The following is an 18,450-nucleotide window of genomic DNA, read 5'->3' as shown; positions in this document are numbered from 1 at the left end:
GGCTGCAAAATCGACGCCATCAACGCAGAACCCTTAAAGACTCCGGACAGAAACCACGACGCTCACCGGATCGGTTGGCCTCGCATGCCCCCCATCGGCAATCGCACCCTGCAACAAGTAAACCGCGGGGGGCGATCGGCAAGCATATTCGGCGGCCCGCTGGCCCGTGCGGCGGATCCGATGGCCGAAATTTCATCGGCAATGTGAGGCAATCGACGCAAAAAAACATCGCCGAATTCCAAACCGGCAAGACTAGCGGCGCCAAAATGACCGATCCGGCGGGTCGCCCGAGCGGAAACGGGGACGAAGGAGAGATGGCCGACCGGCCCGCCTCTTTGCAACGACCCGACGATCCGTGGCCGCCCATATTTTGGACTTAACAAGGTCATGCGATGAAGAGTCTCACGGACATACCGGTCCCTACCCGCCTCAAACTGTCGACGCTCTGGACAGCAACAATGTTCTGCTATGTCTATGGCGACTATTTCGGCCTCTATACCGATAACAAGCTGGCATCGATGGCGCAGGGAAACATCGGGCCGCTTGGACCCGCAACCCCTGGAACGCTGGTTGCCGTTTCGCTGATGATGGCGATCCCCGCGCTGCTGATCGCGGCGACGCTCTATCTCCCGGCAGCAATTTGCCGCTGGAGCAATATCGTCTTCGGCCTTTTGTATACCGCTATCATGGCGATGACGCTGCCGGGTGCCGCGCCATTCTACATCACTCTGGCGATCATCGAGATGGCGCTCACCGCCTCGATCGTCATCGCCGCCTGGACGTGGACTACCACCGAAGGAGGCCCGGAATGAGCGCGGACGCTTCGCATGCCCGCCTCGCCGGATTCCTGTATCTGGGAACGATAGGCTTTGGCGTTTACGCAGAAGTCGTCGCCCGCGGCGCCTTGATCGTGCGCGGCGATCCCGCCGCAACCGCACAGGCCATTTTCGCATCGGGATCGACATTCCGGCTCGGGATGATCGCCGATCTCGCGATGCTGGGTTGCTATATCGGCGTCACCATTCTCCTGCATGGCATCTTCCGCAAGGGAGCGCCGCGGGTCTCGGCCATAGCCGCTTCTTTCAGCCTGATCGGCATCGCGATGCTCGCATGCGATACGCTGCTGTCGGCGATGATTTTGCGGCTCCCGGATTTGGGGCAGCCGTCATCCTCGCTCGCCGATTGGGTGTATCTGCTGCTGCGCGTCCATGGCGACGGCTACAAGATCAGCCTTGTTTTCTTCGGCGCTTATTGCCTGCTCCTTGGCTGGCTCATTTGGCACGGACGCGCGATGCCAAGAGTCATCGGCCTTCTCGTTGCTGCGGCGGGCGCATGCAATCTCGTCAACAGCCTCGCCTGGCTCGGAGCGCCGCTCCGGGCGGCGCAGCTTCCGCAATATTTCACCCTGCCCACTCTGCTCGGCGAACTGGCGCTCGCACTGTGGTTGCTGGCGTTCGGCATTCGCGAGCGCGAGGCGTAATATGCGAACACAGAGCGAAGCCGTTCTGCCCGAGCAAGGCCGATGAGCGCTCCCGACAAGCGAGGCGAATTCGGGCGCGATCGAAATACGCCTTGCGAAAAGCCGTACGCGGCGTCGCTCCGCGACGCCCTTCGAACCAGGCAGAATTCCAAATTGCTCATTGTCGTCGCAGCCGACGGTCATGCGGTTGCGCAAATTCGGGCTCTGGCGTCGGTCTGCCTCGAAATCGACGATCGTACCAATGCCGACCCCTGTCCCGAGATATCGCCGGTCGAGTCGAACATGAGGGGATTGCGGGACGGTCTGACGCAAAGGCAATTCGAAATCGCCTTGGGCGTCATGCGCGGCCTGTCAAACAAAGGCATCGGCCGCGAACTCGGTATTTCGCATTTTACCGTCCGCAACCATTTGTCGCGGATATTGCTGCTCCTTGGCCTTTCGTCCCGCCAGGAGCTCGGCGACTATCTTCGCGCGCGGCTAATTCAGCCGACGTAGCGGCCCATCGGCTGGATCACCTAACGCGCCCCGACTTGGCGCCACGGCATGAAGTTATAGGCGAGCAGCATCCCGATGCGGTTTTGGAAAAGCGCTTCGATATCATGCGTCCATTTGCCCGCGAGCCACACCCGAAAGGCGATCAGCAGAAGCCAGATCGTCTTCCACCCGACCTCTATTATGTCGCGCGAACGGCCCCGAATGATATCCGGAAAATGGTCGCGCTTGCCTGCCTTTTTGCAGCTCCGTCGAGCCCGCCTATTTCGCTGCCCGGTAAAATTTTGCCTTGGCGGGCAAGCGATTGGCAGAGCAAAAGGTCCATGCGTCGCCCACCCCAACAAGCTCAAACGATTGGGGTCCGGTGATCCTGTAATCCTGTGTGGCGGGCATCGGCCGTCCATCGATGTCGGGGCAGCTCTCGGTTTGCCGAAAGGCGTTTGTGCTCGTCATCTTCAGGCTGGTGAACTTGCAGCTGTTGCCGCGCTGGACGATCCGGTCCTCGGCTAGATAAATCGCGATGTCGGCGAAGGGCTTTTCGCAGGTTGAGATGCGCGCATCGACATAATAGCCGACCGGCAGCGGCAGAATGCGCGACTGGCCCGGACCTGCCGCTCCCCCAGCATTGGCCACAGCACCGCGTGGGCATTGTTTCTCCAGCGTTCGGATCGCCGCCGTCGATCCGGCAAGCGAAAGCGCCGTCAATTCGGTCCATTCATCGCCGCCGTCATAGCTTGCATAGAGCGAAAGGTCGCTGTCGGCGCCCATCAGCAGGCCGCGGGCGACGGGATCGAGCGCGCCGCTGAAATCGGGCTTTCCGGCTTCGGGGCTCAGGCTTTGCGTCGCCTCGCTGCCTTCGCCGGCGCTTCGAAAGCCGATCAGCAGGGGCTTGCCCGGCGGGGGCAGGTGCAGCCCCTTGGCCGGCACGATCGTCATCGCCACGCCGCCGCCCGGTTGGCAACGAAGCCCCACCGCGGTGAATTCGGGATGCCCCGTTACCGCGGCGACGGTGCCGGCACCGCCTCCTGCGACCTGCCAGCGCGCGCTGTGAAGGGCGGGCGGCGGCCCGGCGTCTTCACCGGTTGACGCCGACAGGTCGGCATCGGTGCCGCGGCGCCGTTCAACCACCGCCCATTTGCGTCCATCCCACCGCAGGACTTCCAGGCACATATCCGCCCCGACGCTTCCGCACACCGTCCCGTGAACCGAAAGGCCCAGCCCGGTGCGCCCCTTTCCGTCGAGCTTCACCGCCTGCCAGTCCCGGACATTATCGTTGAAGATTTCGCGATAGCCGTTGCGGTCGGACCCGAAGATGGCAATCATGCATCCGGCGGTGCCGCAATAGGCCGAATAGCCGGCGTTGGAGCATCGCGCACTGCTGTAATCCACCACCCAGTCGGGCTTTCCGTCGCCCGTCACCTCGGTCTCGACCGCGAAATGCGCGCGATCGGGAATGAATTTGCCGCCTTCGGCGCGGCATTCCTGTTTCAGACTGTCATAGAGCGCCTGCACCTCGCGCGGCCAGACCTTTGGCGTCGCCGCGGGTTGCGATTGGACGAGCGCGAGCAGCGGCAGCAGCATCGACGATGCCGTCATCAACGGGCGGATCATGGGCGCCCCTCCGCCGTCATAACGCAACGATGGCCAGAATGTGCCCGCATGATCGCTCCCTCTCTATCGACCCGGCCCTTCCGCCAGGTGTCGCCAGAGAGCTAGCGAGCGCGATGCCGCAAAGTCTTCACGCCGTTCTAAAGATTATCTCAAGCCAGACCCGCCTTGCGCTCCAGCCTTACCCGCGCAATTGGGCGCGCAGCCGTTGCAACCGCTGTTTGAGTTCGGGATCTTCCGACGCCTTTGCCGCAGCCTCGGCCGTATCGAGCAGCGTACCGGCCTTGGCACGGTCGCCCAGCCCCAGCATCGTCTCGGCCCGCGCCGCGGCCAGAGTCGCGGCGAAATCGGGCCGCCCGGTCAATTCGGCAACCTTGGTTGCATCGACAAGCGAAAAGCTGCGCTGCGCTTCGGCAAACCGGTGGCTCGCAAGTTCGCACTCGCCCAGATAGAATTGAATCGTATGGGTCAGGCCGTAATCGGCGCCGAATGCTTGGCGGGCCTTTGCCGCCGCATCCACCAGGATAGGCAAGGCATCGCGACGCCGGTTCGTCTGGCAGAGCGCCGACGCATAGTCATTCTGGCCGACAAGCGCCTGATGCGACAGCGATCCGGCCTGCGTAGCGGCCCCCTCCCAGACGCGCTTCGCTTCCACCGCGGCCTCGTCATAGCGTCCGAGAGCGGCGAGGCTCTCGAACCGCGTCGAATGCATCGCCAGCGTGAATCGATGATCGGGACCGAAGCGCCGTTCGAGCGCTGCGATCAGCGGACCGCTTTCGCGCAGCGCGCGCTCATGTTCGCCGAGCATCGACAGCGCCGTCACCCAGTGCTGCCGCGTCACAAGCGTGTCCGGATTGTCCGCTCCACGTATCCGGGTCGAGTCGGCGACGATAGCCCGCGCCACCGGTTCCGCCTCTTTAACCTTGCCCTCGCGTAGCATCACGAGCGCCAGCGAAGACCGCGCTTTCAGCAATTGGGTCGGCGAAACGCGCGCGCCCGGCGCCGAACCGATCGCGACCGCGCGGCGTATCGCGCGCTCGGCCCGCTCGATGTCGGCGGTGTAGGCATAAGCCCCCTCCGACTGCGCCAGCGCGAAGCCGATACGCCCGCTTTTCGCCCGGTCGCCGAGCGCTTTTTGCTCTTTGGCGATGGCGGCCCCTGCCGCCTCCAACCGTCCAGGCTGGCCCGAAGTTGCGTCCATATGGATGCTGCCGAGCCGGCCCAGGACGGCATCCTCACTGTCGGCTTCCCCGGCCTTGCCGAACAGCGTGGCGGCGCGCGCATATTCGGTGCGGGCGGTGTCGAAATCGCTGCGCTGATAAAAGGCGCGCGCGACCGCGAGATGGAGCCGCGCGGCGGTGCCCGGCGAGCGGGCATAACGCGCGTCGATATTCGCGCTCGCGCGCTTCATCGCCTCGATGACCGTTTCGTCGGTGCTCGACTTCGCCGGATCGGGGCTGGACAGCACATCTTCGGCGATGAAGGCATAGCTGGTCTCGGCCTGATCGCGTGCGTCCAGTGCCGCACCGCGCTGATGCCAGGCATAGGCCGCCAGCGCGCTCGACGCGATAAAGCCGCCCGCGAGGCTCGCGATGGCGGCGCGGATCCAAGGACGCCGCGCGGCCTGTTTTTCCTCGGCCCGTCGCGCTTCTTCGGCGGCCGCCGCCCGCCGCGCCGCCGCCGATGCGTCGGCTCGCCGACGGTCGATCGTCTCGAGCCGGTCGGCGAGATCGGCGGCGCTGGCCAAGCGGAGCGCCGGATCGCCCTCGGCCGCGGCCAAAATGTCCGAGCGTAGTACGGGATCGGCGATGCGGCCTTCCCAGCCGGGCGCCAGCGACGCCGAAAAATCGCCGACCACGAGCTGATAGAGGATCATTCCCAGCGCATAGATATCGCTTTTCGCCGTCGGCATCGCATCGCCGGTCAGCTCGGGCGCGCGATAGGCAAGCGTTCCCGACCGCGGTTCGTCGCGCGCCAGATCGGGGTCGAGCGATCCCGGATCGGTGATTTGAAAGCTGGCGAGCACGCTATCGTCGAGGAGGCGCCCGCTACCGAAATCGGCCAGCCGGATCGTTTCGCCACCGTCCTCGGTCGCGATCAGGATATTCGCGGGTTTCAGATCCTTATGCAGCACGCCCAGATCGTGCATCCGCGCGACCGCGCGCGCGATCATCGCCGCGACCGCAATGCGCGTCTCGACCGCAATCTCCGCCAGCCCGCCCCGCTCGGACGCCCACGCCGTCAGATCGCGGCCGCCATAGCCATATTCGAGGAAGAAGGGCGACGCGTCGAAATTCCATTCGAGCAGCGCGGGAAGCGGGGCCGATTTGCCGAGTCCGGCAAAGAGCAGCCGAGTCAGCGCCGCTTCGCGTTTCAGACTACGCAGCCGGTCAGGCGCATCGGCGAATTTGAAGACGCGCGTCTCGCCGGTCTTGTCATGGCGCGCCAGCCAGACATCATCAGCGCCGCTATCGCCAAGCGCGTCGACCAGCCGCCATTGCCGGCGGCCGGGGACCGCGTCGCCGGCGGCAAAAGCAAAGCGCGGCGCCAGCGGGGACTCGACGCTTTCGATCGCAACCGGCGCGGCGAGCTTGTATCCGACCCGCGGCACCGTCTCGACAATCTGCTCGCGCGTTTCGCCGAGCGCCTTGCGCAATTTCGATATGGCCGTGGTCAGCGACCCCTCGACCACGGTGACGCCCGGCCACACCGCATCGAAGATCTCATCCTTCGTCACGACCTCGCCCGCGCGCAGAAGCAGCTCGTGCAGCACTTCGAGCGGCTTGCCCTCGAGCGTTACGGCATGACCATCCACACGCAGCGTCCAGCTGGCTTCGTCGAACTCCGCCCCCGCGAATTTCCAGAGCCTGCGCCTCCGTCGGGAAGAGCTTGATTGCGTCATGGCGACCCCCTGTCCGGTCAACTTTAGAAATTCTTTAGAGTAGCTTCAAGACTTTGAGGACCCACCAAAATAGCCCTTTCGTCGCGCGAGGCATCCTTCGCAGGTGCTTCCGCTTTTCAAGCGTCCGGTGCGCGGTCCCACGGGTTCGTCCGCCGGCCTTTTTCGGGGGCGGTATATGAAGGGAAAGATACTCGGGTTCGATGAGGCGACCGGCAAGGGCGCGATATCGGCGGACGATGGCACGCGCCACAAATTCGATCGCGCCGACTGGCGCGGCGGCGACAAGACGCCCGCGCCCGGGCTCGTGGTCGACTTCGAAAGCGAAAACGGCGGTGCGCGCGAAATCTATCCCGTCGGCGGTTCCGCGATGGCCGCGCTCGGCACGATCGGGGCCGATCTCGGCGCGCTGACCGAGTCCGAACAAGGGGCGCGGATCGCCGCGTTGATGACCCGCTCGCTTGCGGTTCCGCTGGCGCTTCTCGTTCTCCTTGCCTGTTTCCTCTCCGCGCTCACCTCACCGGTTCAGAGCGCGACGCTGATCGGCCTTGGCAATGCGATGGACGATCTGGGTCGCGTGGCCGCGGCGCAGGAAATGCTCGGCGGCGGCAAATCGGGCTTCGACACCGTCCAGACGCTGCTCATCCTGCGCTTCGCCGCGCCGATCGCCGCGCTGTGGCTGATCTGGGCCGCATGGTCGGGCAAGTCCGAACGGCTGCCCATGCTGGTAACCGGCGCCGCATCGATCGTCGCGGCGCTGATGGTCGTCATGCTTCGTTCGGCGATCCTGTCGATGGTCCCCGATTTCGTCCGCGACCGGATGGCCGACGGGATCAGTCTCGGCATCGGCACATGGCTGCTGCTGCTCGCCGGCGCGGCCCTGATTGCCGCCGGACTCGGAAAATTGCGCAACCCGCTCGCAAAGGACTGATACGATGCCTCATGCCACGAAATTCCTGGTTGCCGCCGCCGCATTGTCGCTCGCTGGCTGCGGCGGCGGCGATCCCAAGCCGTCTGAAACGCGCGACCTGGCCGCGGGCGAAGGTCCGTCGGGTGCGATGACCTATTATGGCAAGAAGATCGAGGTCGATTGCGGCGGCACCGTGATACCGCCGCGCCCCGAAGGAAGCGCGGTCGACGATCTGCGCGGCCTCCGGCTCGGCGTCCCGCTCGATACCGCAGTCCGCTTCGTCCAATGCCCCGACGGCGAGGAGGCGGACAGCATCCTCCTCGAAGGGGACGGCCCCCAACTGTCGCGCGATCAGGCCGGCCTCAAGATCCGCAGCTTCGTGCGCGTCGCCACGGGCCAGCACAAGGCGCGGTGGAGCTCGACCGACGTGCTGAACTATGACCCGCGCAACCGGCTGGAGCAGGTCGATGCCGAATGGAGCCTCTATGCCGACGGTATGCCGGGGCAGGAGAAGCTTTATGCATTGTGGCTGACCCAGCCCTTCCAAAAGGGTGGCGAGCCGACGATCGCTTCTCAGCAGGCGGCGCTTGAACAGAAATATGGCAAGCCGTCGCTCACCGGCGATCGCGGCGAGATGTTCTGGCTGCGCGGACCCGATGGCAAGCCGCTACCCGAATTCGACCGCGAAAAGCTGCGCGAATGCAGCGCCGGCATATCGATCTACGGGACGCAGATGAACTGGCGCCCCGACTGCGGGTTGACCATCGTCGCGATGATCGAGCCGGCCTATGGCAATCCGCAATTGGCGCAGGCCGTTCGTGTCGCGATGATCGATGCCGCCGCCTATTATGATTATGAGGTCAACCGCTTCCCGCAAGAGCGCGATGCGTACCGCGCGTCGCAAGCCGCCGATGCCGGCGCCAACCAGGGAGGCAAATTCTGATGCGCCGGATATTTCTGACATCGGTCGCGGCGCTTTGCATCACGCTCACTGCAAGCGGGTGCGGCGACAAGCAGGCCGCGGGCGGCACGGACGCAGGCACCGCGACTTCGGCTTCCAGCCAGCCGGTGACCGCTGCTGCCCAGCCCGCCCAACCTGCCGCCGCGCCGCCGGCAAAATGCGACAGCTACACCGACGACCTCACCGATCGCGACTGGGCGATCATCTATTATGCGATGACCGGCCTTGCCCCACCGCGCGAAAAATGGGCGGACGAGGCATTATCCGGCCTCGACCGGGGACTCGGTGCCGAAGAAGCATGGAAGCGCGCGAACGCGCAGGTCGATACGCAGTGGAATGCGATCAAGGACGTCCGCTGCGTCACCCTGCGCACCCGCGCCGATCCCAAAGACTATGACCCCGGCCTCGGCGGCATCCCGCTAGGTGCCTTCGCACCCGACGCCTTCTATCCCTTCCGCGACGGCGCGATGCAGATCGCGCTCAAGTTCCGCAACGCGGACAAGGCGCGCGTATGGAAAATGTCCGCCGACAAGGCTGCGGCGCTCAAGGCCGACAGCTGGCTCGGCAATCTCGGCCTCGTCATCCGGGCCCGCCTCGTCGCTTCGCGACCCAGCGGCAACGGCGGCACGATCGAGGCCGAGGTTGTCGGGTTCGATCTGGAGCCTTCCGAATATAGCCGGATCGCCCGCGAAACCGTGATGGTGCAGCCATGAGCCGCGGCCTTTGCATCGCCTTCGGCGCGCTGCTGCTTATGGTTGCGGAACCGGCATCGGCGCAGCAATCGGGCGTTGCGGCGACGCTCGAAAGCGGCGGCCAGGCAAGCGGCTGCGTCGAATGGAGTCACCAGACGATCGCCAAGCCGGGGCACAAGAGCCCCGACCAGAAACTCGTCTACTTCCGGTTCGTCAACAAATGCGGACGCGAAGTCAGCGTCGTGCTGGTCAGCCAGACCGATGGCTATGCGGGGCGCGTCAGCGATCATGGGAGTATCACGCTGGCGCCGGGGCAGTCCTATGGCGACGCAAAGACCATCCGTAACTATCTGTTTTTCAATCCGCCGAGCGATAATTTCCTCAACTTCTGGGTGTTCCAGTCGGACGGCCGCTACGGTGCCGCTCTCATGCCGAACATGAGCCGCTGCATCCCCGGGTTCCAGCCCGTGCGCAACAGCAAGCGCCAATATCCCGCCTGCCCTCCCCATTTCCGCTATTCGCAGGGATTACCCTGATGCGCCCTCTTGTCGTCCTGACCCTCGCCGGCCTTTGCGCCATCCTGACCGCGGCCGCGCCCGCGGCCGCGCAAACTGCATCGCCCGCCGCGACGCAGCGCGCCGACATCGAAACGCTGCAGCGCCTGTATAATGAACGCTTTGTCGCGACACCCTTTGCGGGATTATATCAGATCGATCGCCCCATCCCCTATTCGCCGCGTGAAACCGCGCCGATACTGGTGACGCGCGATGGCGAATACAGCTTCAACAACGGCAAGCTCGGCGCCCAGCACGGCGACACGGGGGCGCCGCTTTCGGGGTCCGAATGGGGCGCGCTGGTGCTGCGCTGGCGCGACCAGATCCGCTATTCGGATCTGATCCAGCAGGGCGGAAACGGCCCGCTCCGCATGCTGCTTCTGTCCGCCTATGACTGTCCCTTTTCGAAGAAGCTGGAGGCCGCCCTTGCCGCCGCCGGGACGCGCTATGCCATCATACCCAGCACGATCGGAACCGCGAGCAAGCCCTTCCTGCCCGACATCTGGTGCAGTCCCGATCGCGCCGCGACCTGGCGGCGCGCCATCGGCACCGGCGTCCTCCCGCCGCGGGCCTCGCGAAGCTGTCGCTACGACCGTCGCTATTTCGAGACGTTGAGCGGCATGTTCGGGGGATCCAAGCCGACGGCGCTGTTCGCCGACGGCACGATCGTCGCGTCGCCCAGCCCCGCCTTCGTGAAGCAAAAGCTGGCAACACTGTCCCGCCAAGGCATCGCCTTTTAGGACCGGGACCCAGCGAAGAGACGGCAGGAGGGTGCGCGCTTCCAGCCGCCCCTCCTGCCGATACCAGGCTAGAATTCGCCGGCGATGCCGACGCGCGCCGCCGTATTCCGGCTCCCCGCATAGGAAACGCCTGCCGTGAAGGCGAAGGGGTTGTCAGTGCCGAACCGGTGCGCGATCGATGCGCCCACCGCCTGCTCACCGCGGAAGGTGGCGAGGTTGAAGGTGTAGCTTGTCTTGCCCGGTTCCGACGGCATCGGTGCGGGGACGAGCGCGACCGCGGCCGCAGTTCCGCGCTGTGCATCGCGGCGGTCGCGATCGGTGATCGCATAGAGGTCGCTGATCTGTGCGCTGTGCGTCGCGGCAAGCGACTGGAGCGCCGGAAGCGCTGATCCGGCCATGCTTTCCAGCGACATCAGACGATTGTCCTGCACGCTGTTTACCGTCTGAATCGCCGCAATCTGGCTGTCCTGCGCCATATTCTGCGACACGGAGGCATCGGCGGTGGTCTGCGCCGCCGCAGCGGCGGTCGCGACCGTCTGGACCTGACCGACGTTCGCCGCATCGGTCGCCGCGGTGCCCGCCGCGACGTTCACGATACGCCGCTGAAAGCCCGCCGAGCCGACCGAGACGGTATTCGCTTCATCGGCAACCGAACTGGAGCCGATCGCAACCGAGTCTGCACCCGACGCTTTCGCGTTCACGCCCAGCGCGGTCGCCCCGAGGGCCGTGGTCTGACTGTTCACGCCCAAGGCGACCGAATAGCCGCCATTGGCGAAAGCCCCGGACCCCGTCGCCGTGTCGCCCTCCTTGATCGCGCGCGCGCCATAGCCGGTGGCAGTCGAGAAATCGCCCCCGGCAGCGGCGCCCTGGCCGAAAGCGGCGCTTGCAAGGCCGCTGGCAAGGCTGTCGCGACCGACAGCGGTCGCGTTTTGCCCGCCTGCCGCGGCGTTGGCGCCGATCGCCACCGATGCCGGCGACGCGATCGTGTCACGACCAATGGCGATGCTGCCATCGGCCAGCGCATTCGCATTGTTGCCGATAGCGATGGCCGACAAGCCAAAGGCGTTGGAGGCGTTGCCCAAGGCGACAGCGCCGTCGCCGATCGCCTGATTGTCAGCGCCGATCGCCACGGCGCCGGTCCCGGTCGCGACATTCGGATCGCCGATCGCAACGGCGCCGTTGCCGGTTGCAGTCTGTCCCTGTCCCAGCGCGACGGCGCCATTGCCGCTTGCGCTGCTGCCGTCGCTTTGCAGGCTGCTATCGCCGCTGGTGCCGCTGCGCACCGCCGAATTGGCGATCGCGGTCAGCGCCGCGGCACCCATGGCGGTATTCAATTGCCCCACATTGACGGCGTCGGACACCAGCGTCCCTGGCGCGACATTGGTGATCTGGCGCTGCAGGCCGGCGTTGCCGACCGATACGGTCGCGCCGCGGTCAGCGACCGATCCCCAGCCCAGCGCAACCGACTGGTCCGCGGTCGCGCTGCTGCCCGTGCCGATGGCGGTCGAGCGCGTTTCTTCGGCAGCGGCGATAAAGCCGACCGCCATGGCTTCGTTGGCCGTCGCCTTGGCCCCGCTTCCATAGGCGGTGGTTCCCGGCGCCGAAGCTTCGGCGCCAAGCCCGCACTCGAGCGTATTTTCGGGGTCGTCAGGCGTGCCGAGAATGCCATCGGCCCCAGCGTTCTGAACGCACGGGACAGTCGCCTGTGCGTAGGCGTTCGGCGTGGCGCCGACGGCAGCAAGGATCGCAAGGGGCGCGGTCGCGCCAATGAGGGTGGTCATCCGTTTCATATCGATCTTTCCTTATGGATCGGCGCAATACCGATCGGTTTCCGGGCGACCCCTCGCGACGACCTTTGGTGGCGCCTTGTTTGCGGTCACCTCGTCGACGCCGCTGAACGCGGCGCCGCGGGTGCAGCATTTGGAAAGACGGGAATGGTCACCCGATCCGGACAGGCGTCGCCTCCGAAAAAGAGGAAATTATCTCGCCGACCGCAAATAAATCAGGCATCTAGGGTGCGTGTTACATGGCGCGTCATGCGGGGAGATGGGCGATCAACGAGGAACCGGGTCGTGCGGGCAGCATCGACGGCGACGCCGACGCGCTCATCGCCACGCTGTATGACGAGCTCAAGATCATCGCGCGCCGCGAACATTATCGCGCGGGCGGCGGACAGACGCTTCAGACGACGGCGCTGGTTTCGGAAGCCTATCTCAAACTCAGCAAGCGCAACAATTGGGAGAGCGAACGGCATTTTCTCGGCTGCGCCGCAACCGCCATCCGCCATATACTGATCGACGCCGCCCGCGCCCGCATGACGGCGAAGCGTGGCGCTCCCGACTATGCCTTTACCGAAAGCCTCGATTCGCTCGCCGCGGCGGCGCCCGAGGACGATGATGTCGTGCGGCTGGGTGAGGCGTTGCAACGGCTCGCGCGCCTCGACCCCAATCTTGCGCAGCTGATCGACTGCCGCTTCTTCGCCGGGATGACCGAGGAGGAGACCGCAAAGGTCCTGGGCGTCAGCGACCGGACGGTACGCCGCTGGTGGCTCCAGGCGCGCGCCTGGGTGCACAAGGAAATGGACGCGGGCTAGCTGGTCAAGCGCCGGCGCAATGCCGCAAAGGATTTGAGATAGGATTCGCCCGGCGCGCCGAGCGTCCTGAATATCTGCTCCGACCGGTCGGCCTCGCGCCGCGCCTCGGCTATCCGCCCCTGTTTCAGACGGATGATCGCCCACGTCCGCGCCGCAATGCCCTGCGGCAGGCCGACCGGTCCCATCGCGTCGATCCGCAGCGCAGCTTCGGCAAGCAGCGCTTCGGCCCGTCCGGTGTCGTCCGCCTCGGCCAACGCTTCGGCAAGGCCCAGCGTGATGACGAGCGTCGGCACCGCGTCGGGGCCGAGATCGTCGATCGCCATCGGCCGCGCTTCGCCAAGGACGTCGCGCGCCGCGGCGAATTTGCCCAGCGCCAGTTCGGCGCGCCCAAGTTGCAACAGATCGACCGCCAACGCCGCCGATTTGCCGAACACCGCGCGGCGCCGGTCGGCAACGCTGCGAAACAGGCGTTCGGCCTCGGCGAGCCGGTCGAGCTTCATCAGCCGCACGCCTTTCAACTGCTCGATCGCCAGGCCCTGCGCGCTGCCCTGTTGCCCCGTCCGCGCGAGCGCCGCGTCGGCGGCGGCAAAGACCGCGGGCATCGCATCGAGCCGGTTCGCCTCGACCATATAGACGAGCAGGTTATTGTAGCGGGTCAGCAGTTCGCGATGATCCTCGGCATAGACGCGGTCGGCGTCGGGCAGGCTCGATTGCAGCAGCCGGATGGCGGTGTCGTAATCGCCCTTGCGCCGGGCGAGCTGCGCCCGGCCGCTCATGCTTTCCAGCCGTTCCTTGCGGAAACGCGCCGGGTCGGCAGCAAAGACGGCGTCGGCCGAATCGAGCAGCGGCGCCATGTCGTCGGTCCGCCCCATTGCGGCGGCGGTCGAGGCGAGGCGAAGCTTGATTTCTGCGGTCGCCACCGGATCGCCTGCGCCGATCCCGCGCGCAAGCGCCTGGCTGAGCAGCGCGTCGGCGCCCGCCGCGTCTTCCAGATTGACGTACAGATCGGCGAGCGTCGTAATCAGCGTTGCCGATTTGGCGCTCCTGTCGACCGACGCGACAAGCTGCGCCGCCGTCTGATCGAGCATCTGTTTGACTGTGGCCTCTTCACCCACCGCGCTGCTGGCAGTGTCGCGAAACATGACGGTCAGCATGCGGTTGATCGATTCCGATCGCCGCGCTTCGGCCAATGCGACATCGCGCTCGATCGCCGTCTGGCGCGCCTGCCACGCCGCCGCACCGCCGCCCGCCACGATAGCGAGGAGCGCGGCGGCTGCCGCTGTTGTCGCGACGCGGTGTCGGCGCAAGTAGCGCCCGATCGTATAACCCGCCGAACCCGAGCGCGCCGTAACGGGGCGCAGGGCCATATGGCTGCGGACATCGTCGACCAGATCGCCGACGCCGCGATAACGATCCTGCGGCGCGCGGCGCATCGCCTTGAGCACGATCGCGTCGAGATCCCCCACGACCTCGCGCCGCCCGAAGGGAAAGCCAGGTGGCACTAGCGCACTCGGCAAGGGCGGATCGTCGTTCAGAATACGCCGGATCACCGACGGCAGCGCCGATCCCGGCTCGCGCCACGGGCTGCGACCGGTGAGCAGTTCGAACAACAAGACACCCAGCGCGTAGACGTCGGTCGCGACAGTGGGCGCGGCATTGCCGAGCTGTTCGGGCGCGGCATAATCGGGGGTCATCAGCGCGACCGTGGTTAGTGCCTCGCCCTCGCCTTCGATCTCCACAAGGCGCGCAATTCCGAAATCGAGCAGCCGCGCGCGGCCGTCGCCGTCGACCAATATGTTCGACGGCTTGAGGTCGCGGTGGACGATCAGGTGGCCGTGCGCATAGGCCACCGCTTCGCAGACATCGCAAAACAGCCGCAATCGCGTCGCAAGATTGGCGCCATGGGTCCGGCACCACGCGTCGATCGGCTCGCCGGTCACATATTCCATCGCCATATAAGGCCGCCCGTCGGGGGTGACCCCGCCGTCGATCAGCCGGGCAATCCCCGGATGCTCGAGCCCGGCAAGCAGGCGGCGCTCGCGATCGAACAACTCGCTGTGCGCGGCCGCTTCGGGGCGCAGCAGCTTGATCGCCACCTGTTGGTCGAACATCCTGTCGCTGCGGTGCGCGGCGTAGACCTCGCCCATCCCGCCGCGCCCGATCAGGTGGTCGATGGTGAAACCGCCGATGATGGCGCCTTCGGCAAGCGAGCTGTACGCGCGGCGCGGGGCGGTTTCGAACGACGACGGCGCCGCACCGTCCAATATCCCCGAATGGCGCGAGGCGGCGAGCAACGACCGTAGCTGACCGGCGATGAAGTCATCCTCCGCCGCCAGCCGACCGTCCTGGGCCGCCGGGTCGAGATCGATCAGTTCGGCGAACAGGGACTGGATATGGCTCCATTCGGACCGGCTCGGCTGCCGCACCATAACGCCCCTCCCCTGGCGCATCATCGCACCTCGGTGCGAACCAGCACCGCTGCGCGCCGGCAGTCAAGCACCAAGTTTATGCGCGAGCGCGACGGCCTGCTCCTTCGACGCATCGCTGGCCGGCACCGTGATGATCGCGAATTTATCCTCGCCGACGAAGACATTGAGCGATTTGGTCATCGCGGCCCAAAAGGCCGCCTTGCCAAGCCCGCCGACCGTCTCGACATGACCGCCGAACCCCTTGAGCGTCTGCTCCAGGCCATTGCGGGTCAGGTTGATCGAACCTTCGCTATTGTCGCCGATCGGCGACCAGCGGAGCATCAAGGCGGCCGAACCGCCATCGGCAAGCTGATAGCTGCACTCGGAGGTGACCGCGGTCGCGCCATCGCTTTGGCTGACATTGCCCAGCCGGGTTTCGGTGACCGCCTGTCCGAGGATCGCCGCCATCGCCGCCTTGTCGACTACGGCGCAGGCGTCGGCGGCATTCCAGTCGGGCGGCGGCGCCGTCCCGCTCTTCGCCGCAGCCGACGAAGCCGTACCCGCGCCATCGCCCTTGTCCGCCGCTTCGCCCCCACATCCTGCAAGCGTCAGCGACGCCGCGACGGCAGCCAGCATGATCGATCTGCTCATCCCCTAAATCCTTTCATTCGCAAATGATGTCAGCGGCACGCGCCGGGCCGGTTCGCCCGCCGGTCCGCGCTCATATAGGTTGCATAGCCAAGGCGGTCGGACTCGGTGAGACCGCGCGCAAAGCCAATCAGCTTGCCGCCGTCGGGGGTCAGCCCGAAATAGCCGCGCAGCCGCCGCAGCGCCCCGTCGAGGCCCGTCTCCACCATGTCGAGCGTCAACACCCGGCCGTCGATGTGGCCGGTAACGCGCCCCGCCTGATATTCGTAACAGCCGGTTACCGTATTGCCGCTCTGCGTCAGGTTGAGCGTCCCCCAGCCGCTCCATCCTTCATAGCGTCCGGTGACATCCGGCAAGGTCGCCGTTGCGGTGAGCGGACGGCCATAGCCGTGAAAGCCGGTGAAGCCGGCATAATCATCGCCATAATTGCTCGCGATCGTCAGCCGCACCCAGCGGCCGACGGGGCGATGTTCGGGGTCGAAGCCGAAGCTCTGACCATCCTTCTTCATCTTCAGATCAGCGGCCAGGATCGGCACGAAGCCGCTGCGCGCCGATGTGTCGGACAGTTCGACGCGGATCGCCCGAGGCGACTTTTCGTCGCGATTGAGAAAGGCGGTGTCAAAGGCGATGCGCGACAGTTCGGTTCGCTCCGCCAGTTCGAGCACGAACACGGCGGGCCGCCCCGCTTCGCCCGTCCAGTCGGTCGTAGCCGATCCGTCGATCAGGTTGAGCGGGCTGCTGTCCATCGCCGTAAATTCGGCGTCGTCCGGAACCTGCACCAGCCGCGCGCCTTGCGAAAAGGCGAACAGGTCACTCGCTGGACCCGTTTGGGCGGCAACGGGCGCGGCGAGCGCAAGCGCGAAAATCATTGCTCCAAGATATCTCATTTCTTCTGCTTCCTTTTCTTTGCGGTTTCGACAACCGCGCGCAGCAGCGGCGAAACGCCGCCGGCGACCGGCGCCTCGATACCCACGGCACCGGTTAGCGGATCGATCCGGTCGCCGATCCGGTGCAACGCATCCTCGGCATCGACCGCTTCCGCGTCGCGTTTCTCACCCAGCAAATCGCGCCCCGCCGCACCGGCGCCCAGATCGCCGAAGCGCCGCCGCGCCGCCGCCTGACCGACCGGGTCGCTGCCAGCCGACCAGCCCTCTTCTTCGGGGCGGTCGGGCGCCCCCGCCTTGGCCGCACCATCCGAATTGCCTTCCGGCGGCGCGTCCCGATTGCTCCGATCCGATCCGCCATTGTCGTTGGCGTTGCTGTCGTTGCTGGCCGAGCGATCTTCGCTATCGGCGCCCGACTTGTCCTTCTGGCTGTTCGGGGCTTCGCGTCCGGAGTTGTTTGCCGGCGCCTCATTCTGGTTTCGATCGACCGACCTGTCCGATCCCGAGCCCCCCGAATTGCCCCGCGCGGGAAGATTCCTCGCCGACCCGCCGGTGGTGTCGCGGCCGCCGCCTGCATTTCCATTCTCGGCAGGACCACCGTTCGAGCGCCGGTTGCCGTTGCCATTGGCGTTTTCGGACCGACCGCCGCTAGCGCCGCCGAAGGAGTTGAGTGCGCCCTCGATCCCGGTGCTGCCCGAATTGGTGCCGCCCTGCGCCGAGTTGCTGCCGCTGCCACCGTTGCTGTTGCCGCCCAGCCCGGCCGCCGAATTGAGCAGACCGGCGCTAGCCCCCAAATTGCCGTCGCCGGCAGAATTGCGGCCGGAACCGCCGGTGGGTCCACCATTGCCATTATCGGGCATGACGACCGCGCGATCGTAGCCGCGCTCGACATCGGCGGCCGACGCCCCGCCGGCACTGCCAAGACGGGATTGGGGCGCGCCCGCGGCTCCGCTGCGCGGCCCGTCCGCGCCCGGCAAAGCCCGACCCGAACCGTTGCCCAAGGCTGCGGCATCCCGATTGCCATCGCGTGCGTCCAAATCTGCGGAAAGTTCCGGCGTCTGCCCGCTCCCCGCGCGCGCAGCTCGATTGGAGCCTTGCAAAATCCTAGTCGGCTGTGCCGCGACGGTGGGGACGCCACTTGCCCGGCGCGGCGCCACCACCGGCCCGTTCGGAGAGCTCGCCTGCGCCGATTCATCTTCGGGTGGCTCGCTCGCTGCGGCGAATTGTGCGCGGCATTCGGGCGCCGAACCAAGCACGGCAACCAATGCCAATGCGGTCCAATAACCCGGCCTTACCCCGTTCTGCATCGTCTTCCTCCCATCCCGTCCTCTTGTCGGACCGGCGGCACAAGGCATGCGCAGCGATCCGACAAACCGTTAGACGAGACGGCGATGCAAAAGCGGACATGGGCCGCGGAGATCGATGCCCGGTCCGCCCCGTGCCACGCGACGTTTCATCAACGGAAGCGCACGGGTTAGGCCCGTGCCGCGGTGGTAAGGAGTAGGACAAGCGTTGCGTCCGCAGACGGCGAGGCTCTCGATCGGCGCGGCGCTTATCGGCATCGCGCGCCGCCTTCACGAT

General features: G+C 66.0%; 16 protein-coding genes. 9 read left to right on the top strand and 7 right to left on the bottom strand.

From position 1 onward, the window contains the following. The first annotated feature begins 392 nt into the window (after positions 1 to 392). The 3 genes from L0963_RS11945 (at position 393) to L0963_RS11935 (ending at position 1,975) form a co-directional block, all read left to right on the top strand. Entirely contained in the window at positions 393 to 812 is a 420-nt protein-coding gene (locus L0963_RS11945; RefSeq protein ID WP_062900372.1) for a DUF6326 family protein, read from the top strand. Continuing rightward, the gene (locus L0963_RS11940; RefSeq protein WP_217372483.1) at positions 809 to 1,480 is read left to right on the top strand and encodes a DUF4386 domain-containing protein; all 672 of its coding nucleotides are present in this window, start codon (positions 809 to 811) and stop codon (positions 1,478 to 1,480) included. Before L0963_RS11945 ends, L0963_RS11940 begins: the two co-directional genes overlap by 4 nt. 153 nt (positions 1,481 to 1,633) lie before the next feature. Beyond that, entirely contained in the window at positions 1,634 to 1,975 is a 342-nt protein-coding gene (locus L0963_RS11935) for a helix-turn-helix domain-containing protein (protein WP_217372484.1), read from the top strand. Between the two features lie 258 nt (positions 1,976 to 2,233). On the opposite strand, the gene L0963_RS11930 is transcribed toward L0963_RS11935, so the two are convergent. Both L0963_RS11930 and L0963_RS11925 read right to left on the bottom strand, forming a co-directional pair. Next, positions 2,234 to 3,583: a hypothetical protein gene (locus L0963_RS11930; RefSeq protein ID WP_217372485.1), complete on the bottom strand. Its 1,350-nt coding sequence runs from the start codon at positions 3,581 to 3,583 to the stop codon at positions 2,234 to 2,236. A 178-nt stretch (positions 3,584 to 3,761) separates the two neighbouring features. Then, positions 3,762 to 6,482 carry a protein kinase domain-containing protein gene (locus L0963_RS11925; RefSeq protein WP_217372486.1) on the bottom strand — a complete coding sequence of 907 codons (2,721 nt, stop codon included), beginning with the start codon at positions 6,480 to 6,482 and terminating at the stop codon, positions 3,762 to 3,764. Positions 6,483 to 6,657: 175 nt separating this feature from the next. Here L0963_RS11925 and L0963_RS11920 point away from each other — a divergent pair, with 175 nt between their 5' ends. From L0963_RS11920 to L0963_RS11900, 5 genes are read left to right on the top strand one after another with little or no spacing between them, the layout of a single operon-like run. Continuing rightward, on the top strand, positions 6,658 to 7,410 hold the full coding sequence (locus tag L0963_RS11920; RefSeq protein ID WP_217372487.1) for a hypothetical protein: 753 nt from the start codon (positions 6,658 to 6,660) through the stop codon (positions 7,408 to 7,410). Between the two features lie 4 nt (positions 7,411 to 7,414). After that, positions 7,415 to 8,332, top strand: coding sequence for a hypothetical protein (locus L0963_RS11915; protein WP_217372488.1), 918 nt, complete (start codon positions 7,415 to 7,417; stop codon positions 8,330 to 8,332). Then, the gene (locus tag L0963_RS11910) at positions 8,332 to 9,063 is read left to right on the top strand and encodes a hypothetical protein (protein ID WP_217372489.1); all 732 of its coding nucleotides are present in this window, start codon (positions 8,332 to 8,334) and stop codon (positions 9,061 to 9,063) included. The genes L0963_RS11915 and L0963_RS11910 overlap by 1 nt, the downstream gene beginning before the upstream one ends. Continuing rightward, positions 9,060 to 9,578 (top strand): hypothetical protein, encoded by a 519-nt coding sequence (locus L0963_RS11905; protein ID WP_217372490.1) that lies wholly within the window; start codon positions 9,060 to 9,062, stop codon positions 9,576 to 9,578. The genes L0963_RS11910 and L0963_RS11905 overlap by 4 nt, the downstream gene beginning before the upstream one ends. Further along, positions 9,578 to 10,336, top strand: a complete 759-nt coding sequence (locus tag L0963_RS11900; protein ID WP_217372491.1) for a hypothetical protein — start codon at positions 9,578 to 9,580, stop codon at positions 10,334 to 10,336. Before L0963_RS11905 ends, L0963_RS11900 begins: the two co-directional genes overlap by 1 nt. Before the next feature lie 68 nt (positions 10,337 to 10,404). On the opposite strand, the gene L0963_RS11895 is transcribed toward L0963_RS11900, so the two are convergent. Continuing rightward, positions 10,405 to 12,117, bottom strand: coding sequence for a YadA-like family protein (locus L0963_RS11895; RefSeq protein WP_062900383.1), 1,713 nt, complete (start codon positions 12,115 to 12,117; stop codon positions 10,405 to 10,407). A gap of 245 nt (positions 12,118 to 12,362) precedes the next feature. On the opposite strand from L0963_RS11895, the gene L0963_RS11890 reads away from it, so the two are divergent. After that, positions 12,363 to 12,929: an ECF-type sigma factor gene (locus tag L0963_RS11890; protein ID WP_062900384.1), complete on the top strand. Its 567-nt coding sequence runs from the start codon at positions 12,363 to 12,365 to the stop codon at positions 12,927 to 12,929. On the opposite strand, the gene L0963_RS11885 is transcribed toward L0963_RS11890, so the two are convergent. The 4 genes from L0963_RS11885 to L0963_RS11870 all read right to left on the bottom strand — a co-directional run bounded on the left by L0963_RS11885 (position 12,926) and on the right by L0963_RS11870 (position 17,906). Then, the gene (locus L0963_RS11885; RefSeq protein WP_186402482.1) at positions 12,926 to 15,358 is read right to left on the bottom strand and encodes a serine/threonine-protein kinase; all 2,433 of its coding nucleotides are present in this window, start codon (positions 15,356 to 15,358) and stop codon (positions 12,926 to 12,928) included. The two genes, L0963_RS11890 and L0963_RS11885, sit on opposite strands and share 4 nt — an antisense overlap. 63 nt (positions 15,359 to 15,421) lie before the next feature. Further along, positions 15,422 to 15,988, bottom strand: coding sequence for a hypothetical protein (locus L0963_RS11880; protein ID WP_062900386.1), 567 nt, complete (start codon positions 15,986 to 15,988; stop codon positions 15,422 to 15,424). 29 nt (positions 15,989 to 16,017) lie between these two features. Continuing rightward, positions 16,018 to 16,872, bottom strand: a complete 855-nt coding sequence (locus tag L0963_RS11875) for a hypothetical protein (RefSeq protein ID WP_217372492.1) — start codon at positions 16,870 to 16,872, stop codon at positions 16,018 to 16,020. Next, entirely contained in the window at positions 16,869 to 17,906 is a 1,038-nt protein-coding gene (locus L0963_RS11870; RefSeq protein WP_234179749.1) for a hypothetical protein, read from the bottom strand. The genes L0963_RS11875 and L0963_RS11870 overlap by 4 nt, the downstream gene beginning before the upstream one ends. Positions 17,907 to 18,450 lie beyond the last annotated feature (544 nt).

The organism is Sphingopyxis sp. NFH-91, assembly GCF_021401285.1.
GTDB classification, from domain to species: Bacteria; Pseudomonadota; Alphaproteobacteria; order Sphingomonadales; family Sphingomonadaceae; genus Sphingopyxis; species Sphingopyxis terrae_A.
The sequence above is the reverse complement of the archived record's forward strand: the minus strand, read 5'-3'. Positions and strand labels throughout refer to the sequence as shown.